Source organism: Crossiella cryophila (assembly GCF_014204915.1).
Taxonomy (GTDB): domain Bacteria; phylum Actinomycetota; class Actinomycetes; order Mycobacteriales; family Pseudonocardiaceae; genus Crossiella; species Crossiella cryophila.
Genome location: NZ_JACHMH010000001.1, coordinates 1,082,968 through 1,098,756, shown reverse-complemented (window position 1 = coordinate 1,098,756; position 15,789 = coordinate 1,082,968). Strand labels below are relative to the sequence as shown.

General features: G+C 71.6%; 14 protein-coding genes. 7 read left to right on the top strand and 7 right to left on the bottom strand.

Annotated elements, in window-relative coordinates:
* Positions 1 to 5: 5 nt before the first annotated feature.
* The 3 genes from HNR67_RS05250 to macS are packed head-to-tail and all read right to left on the bottom strand — an operon-like array spanning position 6 to position 2,385.
* Positions 6 to 587, bottom strand: coding sequence for a DUF1707 SHOCT-like domain-containing protein (locus HNR67_RS05250; RefSeq protein ID WP_312986480.1), 582 nt, complete (start codon positions 585 to 587; stop codon positions 6 to 8).
* Positions 588 to 589: 2 nt separating this feature from the next.
* Entirely contained in the window at positions 590 to 1,249 is a 660-nt protein-coding gene (locus tag HNR67_RS05245; protein ID WP_185000985.1) for a response regulator, read from the bottom strand.
* The gene (macS, locus tag HNR67_RS05240) at positions 1,246 to 2,385 is read right to left on the bottom strand and encodes a MacS family sensor histidine kinase (RefSeq protein ID WP_185000984.1); all 1,140 of its coding nucleotides are present in this window, start codon (positions 2,383 to 2,385) and stop codon (positions 1,246 to 1,248) included. The genes HNR67_RS05245 and macS overlap by 4 nt, the downstream gene beginning before the upstream one ends.
* 149 nt (positions 2,386 to 2,534) lie before the next feature.
* Between macS and HNR67_RS05235 the strand changes: the two genes are divergently transcribed.
* The gene (locus HNR67_RS05235; RefSeq protein ID WP_185000983.1) at positions 2,535 to 3,731 is read left to right on the top strand and encodes a sensor domain-containing diguanylate cyclase; all 1,197 of its coding nucleotides are present in this window, start codon (positions 2,535 to 2,537) and stop codon (positions 3,729 to 3,731) included.
* On the opposite strand, the gene HNR67_RS05230 is transcribed toward HNR67_RS05235, so the two are convergent.
* Positions 3,728 to 4,900 (bottom strand): AI-2E family transporter, encoded by a 1,173-nt coding sequence (locus HNR67_RS05230; protein ID WP_312986478.1) that lies wholly within the window; start codon positions 4,898 to 4,900, stop codon positions 3,728 to 3,730. The genes HNR67_RS05235 and HNR67_RS05230 overlap by 4 nt on opposite strands.
* 100 nt (positions 4,901 to 5,000) lie before the next feature.
* Between HNR67_RS05230 and HNR67_RS05225 the strand changes: the two genes are divergently transcribed.
* From HNR67_RS05225 to HNR67_RS05205, 5 genes are all read left to right on the top strand, one after another.
* A complete protein-coding gene (locus tag HNR67_RS05225; protein ID WP_185000982.1) occupies positions 5,001 to 7,250 on the top strand; it encodes a translocation/assembly module TamB domain-containing protein in 2,250 nt (749 codons plus the stop codon).
* 158 nt (positions 7,251 to 7,408) lie between these two features.
* On the top strand, positions 7,409 to 8,218 hold the full coding sequence (locus HNR67_RS05220) for a hypothetical protein (RefSeq protein WP_185000981.1): 810 nt from the start codon (positions 7,409 to 7,411) through the stop codon (positions 8,216 to 8,218).
* A 247-nt stretch (positions 8,219 to 8,465) separates the two neighbouring features.
* Positions 8,466 to 11,618 (top strand): beta strand repeat-containing protein, encoded by a 3,153-nt coding sequence (locus HNR67_RS05215; protein ID WP_185000980.1) that lies wholly within the window; start codon positions 8,466 to 8,468, stop codon positions 11,616 to 11,618.
* Positions 11,619 to 11,727: 109 nt separating this feature from the next.
* On the top strand, positions 11,728 to 12,627 hold the full coding sequence (locus tag HNR67_RS05210; RefSeq protein ID WP_185000979.1) for a cobalamin-binding protein: 900 nt from the start codon (positions 11,728 to 11,730) through the stop codon (positions 12,625 to 12,627).
* 29 nt (positions 12,628 to 12,656) lie between these two features.
* The gene (locus tag HNR67_RS05205; protein ID WP_185000978.1) at positions 12,657 to 13,331 is read left to right on the top strand and encodes an SDR family oxidoreductase; all 675 of its coding nucleotides are present in this window, start codon (positions 12,657 to 12,659) and stop codon (positions 13,329 to 13,331) included.
* Here the strand turns inward: HNR67_RS05205 and HNR67_RS05200 are convergent.
* From HNR67_RS05200 to HNR67_RS05190, 3 genes are all read right to left on the bottom strand, one after another.
* Positions 13,312 to 14,064 carry a hypothetical protein gene (locus HNR67_RS05200; protein ID WP_185000977.1) on the bottom strand — a complete coding sequence of 251 codons (753 nt, stop codon included), beginning with the start codon at positions 14,062 to 14,064 and terminating at the stop codon, positions 13,312 to 13,314. The two genes, HNR67_RS05205 and HNR67_RS05200, sit on opposite strands and share 20 nt — an antisense overlap.
* An 87-nt stretch (positions 14,065 to 14,151) precedes the next feature.
* The gene (locus tag HNR67_RS05195) at positions 14,152 to 14,745 is read right to left on the bottom strand and encodes a hypothetical protein (RefSeq protein WP_185000976.1); all 594 of its coding nucleotides are present in this window, start codon (positions 14,743 to 14,745) and stop codon (positions 14,152 to 14,154) included.
* On the bottom strand, positions 14,694 to 15,251 hold the full coding sequence (locus HNR67_RS05190) for a hypothetical protein (RefSeq protein WP_185000975.1): 558 nt from the start codon (positions 15,249 to 15,251) through the stop codon (positions 14,694 to 14,696). Before HNR67_RS05190 ends, HNR67_RS05195 begins: the two co-directional genes overlap by 52 nt.
* Between HNR67_RS05190 and HNR67_RS05185 the strand changes: the two genes are divergently transcribed.
* Positions 15,244 to 15,786: a hypothetical protein gene (locus HNR67_RS05185; protein WP_185000974.1), complete on the top strand. Its 543-nt coding sequence runs from the start codon at positions 15,244 to 15,246 to the stop codon at positions 15,784 to 15,786. The two genes, HNR67_RS05190 and HNR67_RS05185, sit on opposite strands and share 8 nt — an antisense overlap.
* Positions 15,787 to 15,789: the final 3 nt, after the last annotated feature.

Below are 15,789 nucleotides of genomic sequence, written 5' to 3'. Positions count from 1 at the left end.
GGGGGTCAGCGGCGGAAGAACCGGGATTTCCGGGCCGGGCGCTTGATCTCCACCGAACCGAAGCGGATCACCCCGGTGAGGATGAAGTGCGGGTCACCGGGGTGCTCGCCGCCGCCGACCTTGTCGGTGACGGTGCCCGCGGTCATGGCCAGCGAGTCCACGTTCACCGTGGCCCCCTCCGGCACGATCAGCGTGGTGCTGCCCAGCGCGTTGTGCAGCTCGATGGTCACCACCGGCTCGGCGATCACCGCCTCGGTGAAGTCGAGCAGGGTGTGACCGGCCTTGCCGCGCAGCACCAGCCTGCCGGGCACGACCCACCGGCCGCGGCGCTCCAGCGAGGACATCGCGTTGTGGCCCAGCACCAGCTCGCCGCGGGCCACCGACTCGTTGAGCACCATCCCCGGCACGTCGATGAGCACCGCGTTCAGCTCACCGCGGGTGCGCGCGGTCAGCGCCCGGTCGGAGCGGACGGTGAACTCGGCCAGGCTGATCCGGCCCAGGCCGGTGGCCCGTTCCAGGAGTTGCACCACGTGCATCCGCTCGGCGTCGGAGACCAGCAGGTGACGGTGCTCCAGCTCTCCGGCCACCCTCACTCCTCGACGTCCAGGCCGTGCTCGATGGCGTAGCGGGCCAGCTCGACCCGGTTGTGCAGCTGGAGTTTGCGCAGCGTGGACTGCACGTGGTTCTCCACCGTGCGGTGCGAGATGACCAGCCTGGTGGCTATCTGCCGGGCGGTCATGCCCTTGGCCACCAGCCGCAGCACCTCGGTCTCCCGTTCGGTGAGCTGCGGCGCGGCCGGTCCGCCGTCCGGGGTGGTGGCCATCCGCCGGTACTCGCCGAGCACCAGCCCGGCCAGGCCGGGGGTGAACACCGCGTCGCCCGCGGCGGTCCGGCGCACCGCGTCGATCAGCTCCTCCACCGAGGCCGACTTCACCAGGTAGCCGGAGGCGCCTGCCTTGACCGCCTCCAGCACGTCGTCGTGCTCGCCGCTGGCCGAGAGCACCAGCACCTTGGTCTCGCGCAGTTCCGCGGTGATCAGCCCGGCCGCCTGCACGCCGGAGGTCTCACCCATGTTCAGGTCCATCAGCACCACGTCCGGGCGCACCGCCCGCGCGATGCGCACCGCGGCGTCCCCGTCGCCGGCGGTGGCCAGCACCTCGAACCCGCGTTCGGCCAGGTCACGGGCTACCCCGTCGCGCCAGATCGGATGGTCGTCGACGACCATCACCGTCACCTTCGGCGCATTCATCGCCGTCCCCCCTTCGTTGTCTGCCTCGGCACGCGGACCTCCCACTCGGTGCCCTCCCCGGCCCCGGTGTGCAGGGCGAGCGTGCCATGCAGGTCCTGCACCCGCCCCCGGATCGATTGCGCGATGCCCATTCGTCCCTCCGCCTCGGCCGCGGTGATCCGGCCGTCCGGAATGCCCGGCCCGTCGTCCCTGATGCTCACCACGACCTCCTCGCCCAGGTCCTCCACCAGCACCCAGGCCCGTGCCGCACCGCCGGCATGTTCGTCCACATTGGACAGTGCTTCCCTGGTCAGCGCGCACAGCTCGGCCGCGGTGTGCGCCGGCAGCAGCACCTGGGTGGCGGGTGCGGAGACCTGGAACCGCGGCGTGGCCAGTAGCTGCAGCTGCGGGCGCAGGTCCACCTCACCGTCCACAGTGGACTCAGGTGGCTGGCTGGACACCAGTGCGCGCAACGCTATTTCCTGCTCACCGGCCAGTTCGGCCAGTTCCGCGGTCTCCCCGCCCAGCTCCCGGCCGCGTCGCCGCACCCTGGCCAGCACCTGCAGCACCCCGTCGTGGATGGAGCGGGCCAGCCGCTCCCGCTCCCTGGTCGCCGCCTCCGCCTGCAGGGCCCGGTGCAGCCGCTCGGCCGAACGCCTGGCCACCGAGGAGGCCAGGCCGAGCACGAAGCCGACCCCGACCAGCAGCACGGTGTCCCTGGCGATGTCGGTGTCGAAGCGGCCCCGGATCAGCCAGCTCATCCCGGCCACGATCGCCCCGGCCAGCATGCCGGGACCGCGTCCGTGCAGCACCGCCGCGGCCACCACGCAGCCCGGCGCCCACACCGTGACCACGGTCGGCGCCGAGGAGAGCATGTAGGTCCGGTCGTGCACGAACCAGCAGGCCAGCAGCAGCCCGGCGGTGAGCAGCACATCGGCCACCACCACCGAGGTCCGGCGGCCGCTCTCCCTGGAGTAGCAGTAGACGGTGAAGGCGGTCCAGACCGTCATCACGCCGAAGACCACCCAGCCGAGCCACTCCCGCTCGTACTGCGCGCGGTGTACCAACACCCCGCCCAGCGCGAACAGCAGCGTGACCACGCGCAACCACACGAGTGCGCGCCACAGCGGCATGACCGTCTCTCCCACGGATGACATCCTGCCTCACCAAGCGCATACCAATCCCCCCGCTTGGACGCAGTCCCAAGCCGGTATCTGTGCCACCCTTGAGCGGGGGTGACGGTCGGCAGGGGGCCGGCTACGCATCGCCACGGGTTTCTGGTGTCCGCACCATGGGGGAGGCCGTCTTGCGTGACTGGCCACTGTGGACACTGCGTGGACCGGCGCTGGTGTACTGGCTGGTGATCGACGGTTTCGCAGTGTCCGCCGCGGTTCTGCTCACCGTGCTGGGGCATGCCCCGCGCACGGAGGATCTACCCAGGTTCATCGTGCTGGTGCTGACCGCCGCGTTGGTGGTAATCGGCACCAGCGTGGTCGGCGCGTTGCGGGTGGAACCGCAGCGCAGCCCCTGGGCCGTGCACGTGTCCTACCTGCTCGCCGGGGTGTTCGCGCTGCCGGGCAACCTGCTGGTGGTGCTGATGCTGGGGCCCGCGCTGCACGGCGCGCTCAGTCCCCGGCACCGGCCGCACCACTGGTTCTTCACCACCTCGGCCACCGTGCTGGCCACCATGGCCGCGCGCACCGTCATCGGCTGGTCCGAACCACGCACCGACCTGTTCGCGATGGTCGCCGCGGGCGCAACCCTGCTGGTGGTGCGGGCGCTGATCGTGGCCATCGGCCTGCGGCTGCGCAATCCGGCGGCCCGGCCGGAACAGGTGGTCGGGCAGATGCTCGACGTCACCGTCGGCGTGGTCGCGGTCTGCCTCGGCGGCCTGATGGCGATGGCGATGACCGACGACCCACTCCGGGTGCTGCTGGCCGCGCCGCCGTTGCTGCTGCTGGAGAGCGCGGCCCAGTTGCCACAGTGGCAACGCTCGGCCCAGCGGGACGCCAAGACCGGCCTGGCCAACTCGATGCACTGGGACCGGCTGGCCCGCGACGCCCTGGACCGGGCCCGCAACCGCAAGTCCGCCGCCGCCCTGCTGCTGCTCGACCTGGACCACTTCAAACGGGTCAACGACCGAGTCGGTCACCTGGCCGGTGACGCGGCGCTGGCCGCGGTGGGCAGGCTGCTGCTGGGCAGCGTCCGGCACGGCGAACTGGTCGGTCGCTTCGGCGGCGAGGAGTTCGTGGTGCTGCTGCCCGACACCACCCCCGGCGAGGCGGAACAGACCGCGCAACGGGTACGGGCAGGCGTGGCCCAGCTGCGGGTGCCCACCACCGCCACCGACGGCCGCGACCACGAGCTGTCCGGGCTGACCGTGAGCATCGGCGTGGCCACCTCGCCGCGCTACGGCTACGTGCTGCCGGACCTGATGGTGGCCGCCGACTCCGCGCTGCTGGCCGCGAAGAGTTCCGGCCGCAACCTGGTCACGGTGGCCTAGGCGGGCTCCTCGCCCTTGCCGCCGACCACCGCGTCGGCCCGGTTGGTCGGGTCCACCAGCTCCGGATCCGGATCGTCCTCGTTGACCAGTGAGCGGATCGCCGAGTTCAGCACCGCCAGCACCGGCACACCCAGCAGCGCGCCGGGGATCCCGGCGAGGGACAGGCCACCCATGATCACCAGGATCACCGCGAGCGGGTGCAGGGAGACCGCCTTGCCCAGCAGCAGGGGCTGCAGGACGTGGCTTTCCAGCTGCATCACCGCGATCACGATGATCAGCACGATCAGCGCCTCGATCGGGCCGTTGGCCACCAGGGCCACCAGCACCGCGACCGAACCGGCGATCAGCGAACCGATGATCGGCACGAACGCGGCCAGGAAGACCAGCGCGGCCAGTGGCACCGCCAGTGGCACGCCCACGATGGCCAGGCCGATGCCGATGCCCACCGCGTCCACGATGGCCACCACCACGGTCGCCCGCACGTAGCTGACCAGCGAGGCGAAGCCGCGGCGGCCCGCCACGTCCACCCGCTTGCGGGCCCGGATCGGCACGCCCCTGGTGAGGAAGCTCCAGATGTTGCTGCCGTCGTGCAGGAAGAAGATCAGGGTGAACAACAGCAGCAGGAAGCCGGTGAGCAGTTCGCCGACGCCGACCGCGGTGGTCACCGTGGTGTTCACCGCGTTGGTGGCGATGGTGGAGATGTTGCTCTTGAGCATCTCCACGAACCGGCCAACGTACTGGTCCAGGTCCTGCGGGGTCAGCTGCAGCGGCCCGTGCACCAGCCAGTCCTTGATCTGGTCGATACCGACCACGACCTTGGCCTGCAGCTCTGGCACGCCGTTGACGAAGGCCGCGACCACCGAGACCAGCACGCCGACCACCAGCAGCAGCCCGCCGACCAGGACGATCGTGGTGGCCGCCCAGCCCGGCACCTTCCAGGCCACCAGGTGCTTCACCGCGGGCGCCATCAGCGCGGCCAGCAGCAGCGCGATGCCCACCGGGATCACCAGGCTGGCGAAGTAGCCGACCAGGAACACCAGTACGGCCAACGCGCCGCAGAGGGTGAGGAAGCGCCAGGACAGCGCCGCTCCCACCCGGAGTCCGTAGGGGACCTGCTCGACAACCTCGCGCCGGACCTTGCTCGGCTGCTCCTGCCTGCGGCTGCTCACCCCGATCACGGTAGCCGTGACCGAGTCGTCATGGGGCAAACGCGCGGGCCGTCCTCCGGTCTATTGCCCATCCGGCCCCGTGCGGGTGAGATCGACAGCAATGGACCCGTATCCCAAGCCCTCGGATTTCACCGAGGTCGAGCGCGCGGTCTGCCGCGCCTTCGCGGTCGGTCGTCAGCTGGTCCTGCCGCTGGCAGACGGTGTGGACACCCGGGTGCGGGCCAGCCTGCTGGCCGGGCTGCTCACCGGCCTCTACCGGCTGCGGCCCGCCGGGGTGCCCGCGCTGCGGCTGACCGGGGCGAGCATCACCGGCCGCCTCGACCTGGAGGCGCTGGACCTGCGCACCCTGATCGAACTGACCAGGTGCACCTTTGACACCGCGCCCGATCTGCGGATGGCCCGGCTGATCGGGCTGCGCCTGCCCGGCTGCCGGCTGCCCGGCCTCAAGGGCCGCAACCTGCAGATCGACAGCGACCTGGTGCTGGAGGCCGGGTTCACCGCCACCGGCTGCGTCGACCTCACCGACGCCACCGTGCGCGGCACCCTGCGGCTGGCTGGCGCGGTGCTGCGCAGCCCGCAGGACCACGCGCTGCTCGGCGCCCGGCTGCGGATCAGCGGTTCACTGCAGGCCACCTCGCTGCGGGCCACCGGCGAGGTGCGCCTGCGCGGGGCCACGGTCAGCGGCAACGTGCACCTGGGCGGCGCGCACCTGAGCAACCCCGGCGCGGACGCGCTGGAGGGCTCGGGACTGGTCGTCTCCGGCAATCTGTTCTGCGACGGCGACGGCGGCCGGTTCACCGCCAGCGGCCGGGTGGTGCTCTCCGGCGCCCGGATCGGCGGCGACGCGGTGTTCTCCGGCGCCCGGCTGCAGGCCGAGGACTCCGCCGACTCGCCGATGCCGATCGTGCCGCACGGCCAGGCGCACGACGCCGCCTCGCTGGTCGCCGACCGGATCACGGTGGACGGCAACGTGCAGCTCGACGACGGCTTCACCTCGGCCGGTTCGGTGCGGCTGCCCAACGCCAGCATCGGCGGCTACCTGCGCATGGTCGGCGCCACCCTCGGTCCGGAGGCCGCGCTGGCCGAACTGGAGGAGGAGCACGAGAAGCAGCCGGTGCAGCGGTTCCCGGTGGCCCTGTTCGCCGACGGCATCGAGGTGCGCGGCGACCTGGAGGCCAGGGGCAAGGCGGTCCGGCTGCCCGACGGCCGGTTCGAGCGGCAGGGCGGCATGCGCGCCTTCGGGCAGGTCCGGCTGGTCGACGCGCACGTGCACGGCAGCGCCAGCCTGTCCGGGGTGACCCTGCACGGACCCGGCATCGACGTGCTCTTCGCCGACCGGCTGCGCGTCGGCGGCACCCTGTTCCTGCGTGATCTGGCCGCCCGCGGCTCGGTCCGGCTGCAGAACGCCGCCATCGGCTCCACCCTGGACTGCTCCGGCGCCAAGCTGGTCGACCCGCGCCGCCGCAACGACGGCACCATCAAGCCCTCGCTGGACGCCAGGGTCGCCACCATCGGCAAGGACCTGCTCTGCAGCTGGGGCATGGTGGCCGAGGGCGGGGTGCGGATCCGGCTGGTCGAGGTGGGCAAGATGGTCACCTTCACCGGCTCCGAACTGGGCGGCGGCGATGACGGCATCGCGCTCAACGCCTACGGCCTGACCGCGCAGCAGCTCGTGGTGCGCTTCGGCCGCAGGCCGCTGGGCCGGGTGATCCTGAGCCGGGCCAAGGTCGTCACGGTCACCGACGGGGAGCTGCTGTGGCAGGCCACCGGCGGGCTCGACCTGGAGGACTTCTCCTATCAGGGCATCGCCGCGGACCCGGACGTCGACGTGCGCACCCGGCTGACCTGGCTGCGCACGGTGGCCCCGGACTACGCGCCGGGACCCTACGAGCAGCTGGCCAACGTCTACCGGGACGGCGGGCACGAGGAACGCGCGGAACGCGTGCTGCTGGAGAAGCAGCGGCACCGCTACACCGAGCTGGGCGTGGCCGGGCGGCTGTGGGGCCTGCTGCAGGAGGTCACCGTCGGCTACGGCTACCGGCCCTGGCTGGCGCTGCTGTGGCTGCTGGTGTTCTGGGCGGCTGGTGGCATCTGGTTCAACGAGATGTACAGCGCCACCCCCGGTCCGCACCAATATCCGATCGAGCGCCTGGACTCCGACCAGAACCCGGTGTGGAACCCCTGGCTGCTGGCCGCGGACATGTTGCTGCCGATCGTGACCCTCGGCCAGGACAACATGTGGCGGATCACCGGCGCCTCGCAGTGGATAGCCGTGGTGCTCACCGCGGTCGGCTGGATTCTCGCCTCCACCGCGGCGGCCGGCGCGACCCGTGTGTTGAAGCGAAACTAAATCAGCTTTAGCCAATTAACTCGATAGTGGGTATTCGGCCGCAGAGTTTGCGGACGGGGTTCTTGATCTGACATGTTCTGCGTTGTCCAGCTCAAGATTCTCCAGACGGAGGCGTGCACGTGCCGGGTACGGACCAGAATGTCGCGGGGGGTGGCCGAGTGCGTCGGCTGCTGTCCCGGGCGCTCGTGGTCTCCGGCGGCACGCTGATCGGCTGGCTGATCGCGGCTGGTTCGGCCAACGCCGCGGACCTGGTCCCGGTCGAGCCGATGGCCGACCCGGTGCAGAGCGTCACGCAGGCTCTCGCCGCCTCCACTGACCAGGCCGCCGGCCTGGTCGGCGAGGTCCGCACTGCCGCTGACGAGGGCGTTCGCAGGGCGATCAGCGAGGCAACCTCGGTGATCAGCCAGCCCGCGCGGCAGGTCAAGGTCGATGGCCCCATCGAAGACGCCGTGCACAACGTGGCCAAGCTGTTCGAGCAGGCCCCGGTGCTCAGCGAGGTGACCGAGGCGGTCGCCAACACCGGCTCCGGGCCCTCCGCCCGGATGTACGCCAGGGACGCCGCCTACTACGAGGGCGCCCCCGTCGCCGACGCCGAATCCCGTGTGGAGCAGGCGGCGACGGCCCCAGTGGCGAGTCAGCCTGATCGCCATCCCGTTCCGCCTGCGCCGAGCACGGCGCCGGTGCAGCAGCCAGGCCAGGTCGAGGACGCGCCCCGGCAACAGCCGCAGCCCGTCCAGCCTGGCCTTCCACTCCTCCCGCTGGTCCCGTTGCCGATGCCGGTGCCGACCAGCAACCCCGGTTCCTGCTCGTGCGGACACGACGGAACCGACGCGGCCCTGGTCGCGCTCGGCGGCTATCTGCCGATGCACTCCCTGATGGACACCACGCGTGGCCTGCTGGCGGACTCCGCCGCGGCCGACTGCGTGCTCGCCGGGCAGGCCAAGGCGCCCGGCACCACCCCCGACTGACCACCCCGGCGCGGTAAGCGACCTCTGTCCTGAGGTCGGCGTGCTGCCGGGGCTTTTCTCTCGGCGCTCCGCTCGCCGTTCTCGCAGGTCGCAGAAATCGCGCCATTCCGGTGCACGTCGATTTTATTCGGCGTGCCTGAAATATCCCCATAGACCCGGGTGGCCGATTGCCCCGACGTGAATTCACGTCCGGCCATCCGACCCCATTCCCCCTCCCGCCAGGGGGAACAACAAAAGGAGATCCACAATGCACATCTGGGCGAAGCGCGGTCTGAAGACCGTACTCGTCACCGGTGGGCTGCTCGCCCTCGGTACTGGCGTCGCCAGCGCCGGCGAGAACCCCGACACGCAGTCCACTCCCCTGGGCGCGTCGGTCACGGTCCCGCTGCACATCGACAACAACGCCGTTGGCACCGCGCTGGGTGAGGTCGACCTCCCCCCGCTGCACAACGAAGCGCTGACCGTCGACACCCGCAAGATCATCCCGAACCTGCCCTTCGGTGGCGCTGCCACCGAGGCCGGCAAGTCGGTGAAGCTGCCCCAGCTCGGCGGCAAGGGGAAGGCCACCAGCAAGGCCGACGACGCTCCCAAGCTGGGCGAAGCCGACCTGCTGCGGGCGAACCAGATCCACGCTGACGCGGTTGTCCCGGTCATCATCGAGGGCAACGCGATCGCCGCCACCGGCGACGCGGACGTCGAGAACGTCAGCGAGTACAGCTACAGCAAGCCCGAGGTCGTCGTCACCAACGGCGACAGCGGCAGCATCGCGGGCAACGTGGTCGACGTCGACGCGGTGTCCCCGGTCCTGATCTCGGGCAACGCGGTTGCCGCGGCGGGCCACGCCGAGGCGACCAGCGTTTCCCTGGTGGAGGCCCAGTCCGGCGGCGACGTCGAGACCTCGGGCAAGGACTCCTCGCTCTCCGGTAACGCCGTCGTCGTGCCGCTGGCCACCCCGGTCCAGCTGACCGGCAACGCCATCTCCGGTGCCGCGGGTGTCGCCGACACCAGCAACGAGTCCTCCATCGCCGCCGACGCTGGTGGCAACGTGGACTCCGACGGCGAGGGCTCGACCCTCGGCGGCAACATCGGCCACGGCCAGATCGCGCTGCCGGTCGAGGGCAACAACAACGCCCTCGTGGTCTTCCCGGTCGGCAACTCCAACGCGACCGGCTCCACCACCGCGGACGCCATCGCGGGTGGGGACAGCGTCACCTCCGGCTACGACAGCGGCATCGGTGGCAACCTGATCACCCCGAACGTCTCCGGCCCGGTCACGGTCGCCGGCAACGCCCTCGCCTGGGGCGGCCTGGCCGACTCGGTCTCCGAGTCCACCAGCACCGCGCAGACCGGCGGCCTGCTGATGACCAACGGTGACGAGAGCACCGGCGGTGGCAACATCGTCGACGCCGCGATCGCCGAGCCCGTCCAGGTGCTGGGCAACTCCGGTGGCTGGGTGTCCAACACGGACTCGCAGCACACCCAGGTGACCGAGTCCGTTGCCGGTGGGGACGCCTTCACCAACGGCGACAACGGCATGGTCGCCGGCGTCATCGGCTCCGCGCCGCTGACCCTGCCCGCCGAGGTCTCGGGTGTGGCCGGTGGCTGGATCGCCAACGCCGACGCCGCCACCAACACCGACACGACCACCGACGCCGGTGGCATGATCGGCACCCGCGGCAACGACTCGCTGGTCGCCGGTGACGGCGTCCAGGTGCCGGTGGCCGCTCCGGTCAACGTCGAGGGCGTGACCGGCGGCTGGATCGTCAACGGCACCGCGCAGTCCACCAGCAACACGGACAACGAGGCCGGCGGCGACAACACCGCGACCGACGACGACGCGCTGGGCAGCGGCAACGCCGTGTCCACCCCGGTCTCCGGCCCGGTGGCCGTGACCGGCAGCACGCTCGGCTGGATCGTCCGCGGTGAGTCGTGGAGCGAGTACACCGCCGACGTCGTCTCCGGTGGGGACGTGACCGGCAACGGCACCGACGGTGGCCTCTCCGGCAACGTCGTGCAGACCCCGGTGGCAATGCCCGTCCAGGGCCAGGGCCTCTCCGGTGGCTGGATCGTCGTGTCCGAGGCCGAGTCGGAGAACACCGTGTCCTCCGTGGCCGGTGGCGACTCGACCTCCGAGGGCTCGCACGGCGTGCTGACCGGCAACCTGGTCACCCCCGCGGTGGCCGGACCGGTGCAGGCCGAGGGCATCGCCGGTGGCTGGATCGTCAACTCCAGCGGTGCGGCGGAGAACACCACCGACGTGGTGGCCGGTGGCGACAACACCACCGCCGGTGACCTGGGCGGCCTGGCCGGCCTGGTCGCGACCGCGCCGGTGGCCGTGCCCACCAACGTGGCCGGTGACGCCGCTGGCCTGATGCTGCTGGCCGACGGCTCCGCGTCCAACGCGGTGACCTCCGAGGCCGGTGGCGACACCGAGACCAGCGGGGTCAAGGGCACCGGGACCGGGACCGTGGCGAACGTGCCGGTGGCCAGCGCCATCCAGGTCGCGGGCGACTCGGTGAACCTGATCGGCACCACCTCCGGTGTGGCCGACAACAGCATCGCCTCCGAGGCCGGCGGCACCACCGTGACCGACGGTGTCAGCAGCTTCCTCGGTGGCGACATCGTCACCGCGCCGCTGAGCCCGGTCGTCGAGGCCAACGGCCTCGCCGCCTCGGGTGCGGGCACCGCCGACGCCGTGTCCGCCTCCGTGGTGGAGACCGAGTCCGGTGGCGAGCTGGCCACCGCCGGTGACGGCGGCTCGATCGCCGGTTCCATCGTGAACGTGCCCGTCGGTGCGGCCGCTCAGCCGTTCGGCGACGCCGTGTCCGCGCTGGCCGTGACCGACTCGCTGGCCGACTCCCAGGTCGACAGCACCGTCGGCGGTCCGGGCAGCACCTCGGGTGCCGAGGGCGGCAGCCTCTCCGGCTTCAACGCCTTCGCCCCGATCGGCGCCGTCGCGCAGGTCTACGACGTGCCGGTGGAGGTCGTCGGCGACGCGATGACCAACGCTTCTGAGGCCACCAACATGGAGGTCGGTGGCGCCCCCGCCGAGCTGCAGATCCCGGTGACCGACATGGAGCTGGGCAAGAACCTGCCCTCGGTGACGGACGTGCCCTTCGGGTTCTCCGGCGCCAAGGGCCGCACCGCGGCTCCGGTCAACGGACCGCTGGGTGTCTCCGGTGGCAAGTTCGGCCTGCCGAGCCTGCTCGACGGCGGTCTGATCCCCGCCATGCCGACCCTGCCGAAGGTCGCGCTGCCCACCCTCCCGGGTGTGCCCGCGGTCCCCGGCGCCGGTCGCCAGGCTGACCTGCCGGGCGTGGGCGGCCTGCTGCCCACCCTGCCGGCTCTGCCCAAGGTCGGCGTTCCGGCCATGCCGAAGCTGCCCACCCCGGGTATCTGATCCACGGTCCAGGGCCTCTTCCATTAGTGGGTGCAGGGAGGCCGTAGACCGGTAACACAACTCGGGTAGGCCCGGGACGCAGCCAGCGTCCCGGGCCTACCTTTGTGTCATGCGGATCGTGTCCCTGCTGCCCGCCGCCACCGACATCCTCGCCGTGCTCGGCAAGGCCCCCGAGCTGGTCGGCCGCACCCACGAATGCGACTGGCCAGCCGAGATCGCCGCGGTGCCGGTGGTCACCACCAGCACGATCGATCAGGACCGGATGACCAGCCGGGAGATCTCCGCCGCGGTCGGCGGGCAGCACCAGGGCTCCTCGCTCTACGGCCTGGACACCGCCCGCTTCGCCGAACTGGCCCCAGATCTGGTGCTCACCCAGGACCTCTGCGACGTGTGCGCGCTGTCCTACCGCCGGGTCGCCGCCGAACTGCGTGTGCTGGACACCGACACCAGGGTGCTCAGCCTGGAACCCCGCACCCTGGCCGAGGTGCTCGGCTGTATCCGCCTCCTCGGCGCGGAACTCGGCGCCGGTGCGCTGGCCGAGGCCAAGGTGGCCGAGCTGACCCGGCGGCTGGACGCGGTGCGCGCCGCGGTGGCCGGGCGGCGCAGGCCCCGGGTGGCCGCGATCGAATGGCTGGATCCGCTGTGGCCTGCCGGGCACTGGGTGCCCGAGCAGATCAGCGTCGCCGGTGGCCTGCCGCTGCTGGCCATGGTCGGCGAGCACACCGGCGCGATGACCTGGGACAGCCTGATCGCCGCCCGCCCGGACGTGCTTGTCCTGCTGCCGTGCGGATTCCCGCCCGAGCGCACCATGGCCGAACTGCCCCTGCTCACCCACAATCCACAGTGGACACACGTGGGTGCGGGCCAGGTGTGGGTGCTGGACGGCCCTGCCTACTTCAACCGGCCGGGACCGCGGGTGGTGCGCGGCGCGGAGGTGCTCGCCCAGGTGCTGCACGGGATCGCCGTCGGCGAGCCGGTGACCGCGGCGGAGGCGCGGCGGATCAGCTGAGCCGCCCGCACTGCTGACAGGATCGGCGCATGCAGCAGGTCATGATCGTCACCGGCGCCTCCGGCGGCATTGGCGCGGCCACCGCCCGGCTCGCCGCACAGCGGGGCTTCCGGGTGGTGCTCGCCGCGCGCTCGGCCGGGCCGCTGGAGGCACTCGCCGCCGAACTGGACGGGCTCGCCGTGCCCTGCGATGTCGCACAGTGGCCGCAGGTGCGGGACCTGGTGGCGCGGACCGTGGATCGGTTCGGGCGGCTGGACGTGGTCTTCGCCAACGCCGGGTACAGCGTGTCCACCAGCTTCCGCACCGAGGCGGGCGCCCCGCCGGAGCAGTGGCGGGACATGGTGCTGACCAATGTCTACGGCGCCGCGCTCACCGCCAAGGCCGCCCTGCCGGAACTGCAACGCGCCAACGGACATCTGGTGCTCACCGGCTCCGCGGCCGGTCGCGGCATCCGGCCGGGCAACCTGTACTCGGCCACCAAGTGGGCGGTCACCGGCCTGGCGCAGAACATCCGCGCCGAGTGCGTGGGCAGCGGCGTGCGGGTCAGCCTGCTCCAGCCCGGCCTGGTCGACACCGGCGGTATCCCGCCGGAACGCGCCACCGAACCCAAACTGACCCCGCACGACGTTGCCCACGCCGTGCTCTACGCGGTTGAGCAGCCCGCCCACGTCAACGTGGACGAGATCATCCTGCGCCCGGCCTGAAGTTGCGGGCGTAGGTGCTGTTCAGGTCGAGATTGCGCAGTGCCTCCTCGACCATCGGCAGCGTCTCGGTGCCCGGTTTGGCCCGCAGCGCGGCGGACTGGACCTCGATCCGCTGGGCCAGCAGGCCTGCCCGCCGCTTCGCGGTCTGCGCCACGCAGATCGCCAGCGGGTCCAGGGTGGCCAGCCCGGTGCCGGCGGCGTCGCAGTGCTCGCCGTCCAGCACCGCCTGACCCGCCTGCCAGGCAGCGGCCAGGTGACCGGGATCCATCGGGAGCCCGGCCGGGCCGAACAGCATCGAGCGCAGCGAGTCGTCCGAGCGCACCGCGCGCGGGAACCCGATCTCGGTGTAGGCACGCAGCAGCCGCAGATTGTCCTGCAGTTCCAGCGCCTTGGGCAGCTCGGTGCGGTTGAGCTTGGTCGCGACCACCTCGAGGTAGTTGGCCCGCCGCTCCCCGGCGCCCTCGGTCCGCCACACCGTCACCGGGGTGAAGGTGGTCGCGGGCACGTAGCTCTCCACGTGATGCGGCCGGGCGCAGTTGTCCGGGGTCCGCAGGTCGACCACCTCGTCCCGCTCCCAGCCGCACAGCACGACCTCGCCCCTGGCGTGCGTCTCCGGGTCGACCTCACACACCCGGCGCTTGGAGGTGCCGGTGTGCTTGTTGGTGAAGGGTTCCAGCACCGGCTGGGTCCAGCAGGAGTGCGTGTACCTGAACTTCTCCCAGTCCAGGTACATGCCGGCGGTCAGCGTCTTGGGCAGGTCCCGGCCGGTGGCGATGAACCGCGCCGAGGTGCCCTGGCCGCCGCCCTGGCACCGGGTGGTCTACTCGGGCACGTTGTGCAGGTACCGGGTGCCGTCGCCCGCGGTCCAGCTCATCCGGTCGACGTCGACGTCCTGCCAGTTCGGCGCGAACAGGTTGTTGGTCGCCGGACCGGCGCCCGGCCTCGGCCTGCTGAACTCCTGGGCCGTGGCCAGGATGCCGCGCCCCTGCTCGGCGATGGCCCGCGCGTTGGCGCTGAGCTGACCGGGGCCGATCTCTTTCTTGGCGTACCCGGGGTTCTGCAGCGCGGTCAGCGTGTACGCCCGCGCCGCCTCGGCCCACAGGTCCGCGTTCGCCACCGGCTTCTCCGTCGGTGCGATCGGCTCGCCGGCGATCTCGGACAGCCGCTGGTTGAACTGCTGGTTGAACTGCTGGGACTTCGAGGCCAGCACGAGCAGCTGGTCGTGGATGGTCTCCAGCTTGTCGCTCTGCTGTCGCAGCAGGTCCACCACGGTGCCGAAGCCGCGCATCATCTCCCGGTAGCTGGTGTTGAGCGCGTTGTCGATGCGGTCGAACCGCTCGTTCATCCGGTCGCTGATCAGCTTCAGGTTGTCGTTGGTCTGCTTGAAGCCGGCGTGGATCTCCTGGAGCACCATCTTGGCCAGGTTCTCCTCGACCGACGGCCCACCGCCGCGCCCGCGATCGTGCCGAAGGCGCCCAGCGTGCTGCCGATGGCGGTGCTGGTGGCCAGGGTGGCGGCGGCGGTGAGCAGCGAGCTGATCGCGGTGGCCACCTGGTAGGCGGCCGAGACGAAGGTGGCCAGGTACTGGGCGACCTTCTTGTCCGCCATGCCGACCAGCCCGACCACCACGTCGAGCGCACCCTTGACCGCCTCAATGGTGTCCCGGCGCTTCTTGTCCAGCTCGAAGGCACTGGCGATCTCGGCCTCGCTCGCGCCGGAGTTCGGCCGGTCGGCCACCCCGGCCTTGCGCAACAGCTCCTCCAGCGTGCCGCCCAGTTCGGTCGGCTTGCCGTTGGCCTCGTTCAGCTTGGTCCGCAGCCCGATGAACTGGGTGGAGACCTCGGTCATCAGCTCCTTGGCGCCCAGCCTGGCCGCGGCCACCAGCTTGTCGACGTCGACCAGGTCCTTGAGCTTGGCCACCTGCTTGAGGTCGGCCAGCGTCCACCGCGAACAGCTGCTGCGCCCCGGACAACCGCCGGGTCACCTCCAGCGCCTGCACCTCCAGCGCCTGCACCTCCGGCGCCAGGTCCCGCACCGCCAGCGCGGCGAGCAGCTGGCCGAGCTGCGGCCCGCCGGCGTCCACCCCCGGCGCGCCGTGCACCAGCTGGATCAGCCTGCCGAGCACCTCGGCGGTGGAGCGGCGCGCGTCCACCCCGGAGAACCCGGCGGTGACCACCTGCTCCACCCCGTCCACATGCGCGGCCACCTCGCCTGCGGCCGCGTCCGGGTGGCTGGCCCGCCAGTCCATCAGCTCGGCGGTCAGCACCACCCGCTTGTCGTACTCGACCCCCGGGTCCTTGACCCGCACCGCCGCCCCGAACAGCACATCGGTGAGCTGTCCCTCGTGCACCGGCACCGGCTGCCGCGGGTCGGCCAGCGCCGGTTGCGCCGGTCCGGCCAGCAGGCAGGTGGTCACCGCGAGCGCGATGGCGCCCCTGGTTCCCCACTGTCTTGATCT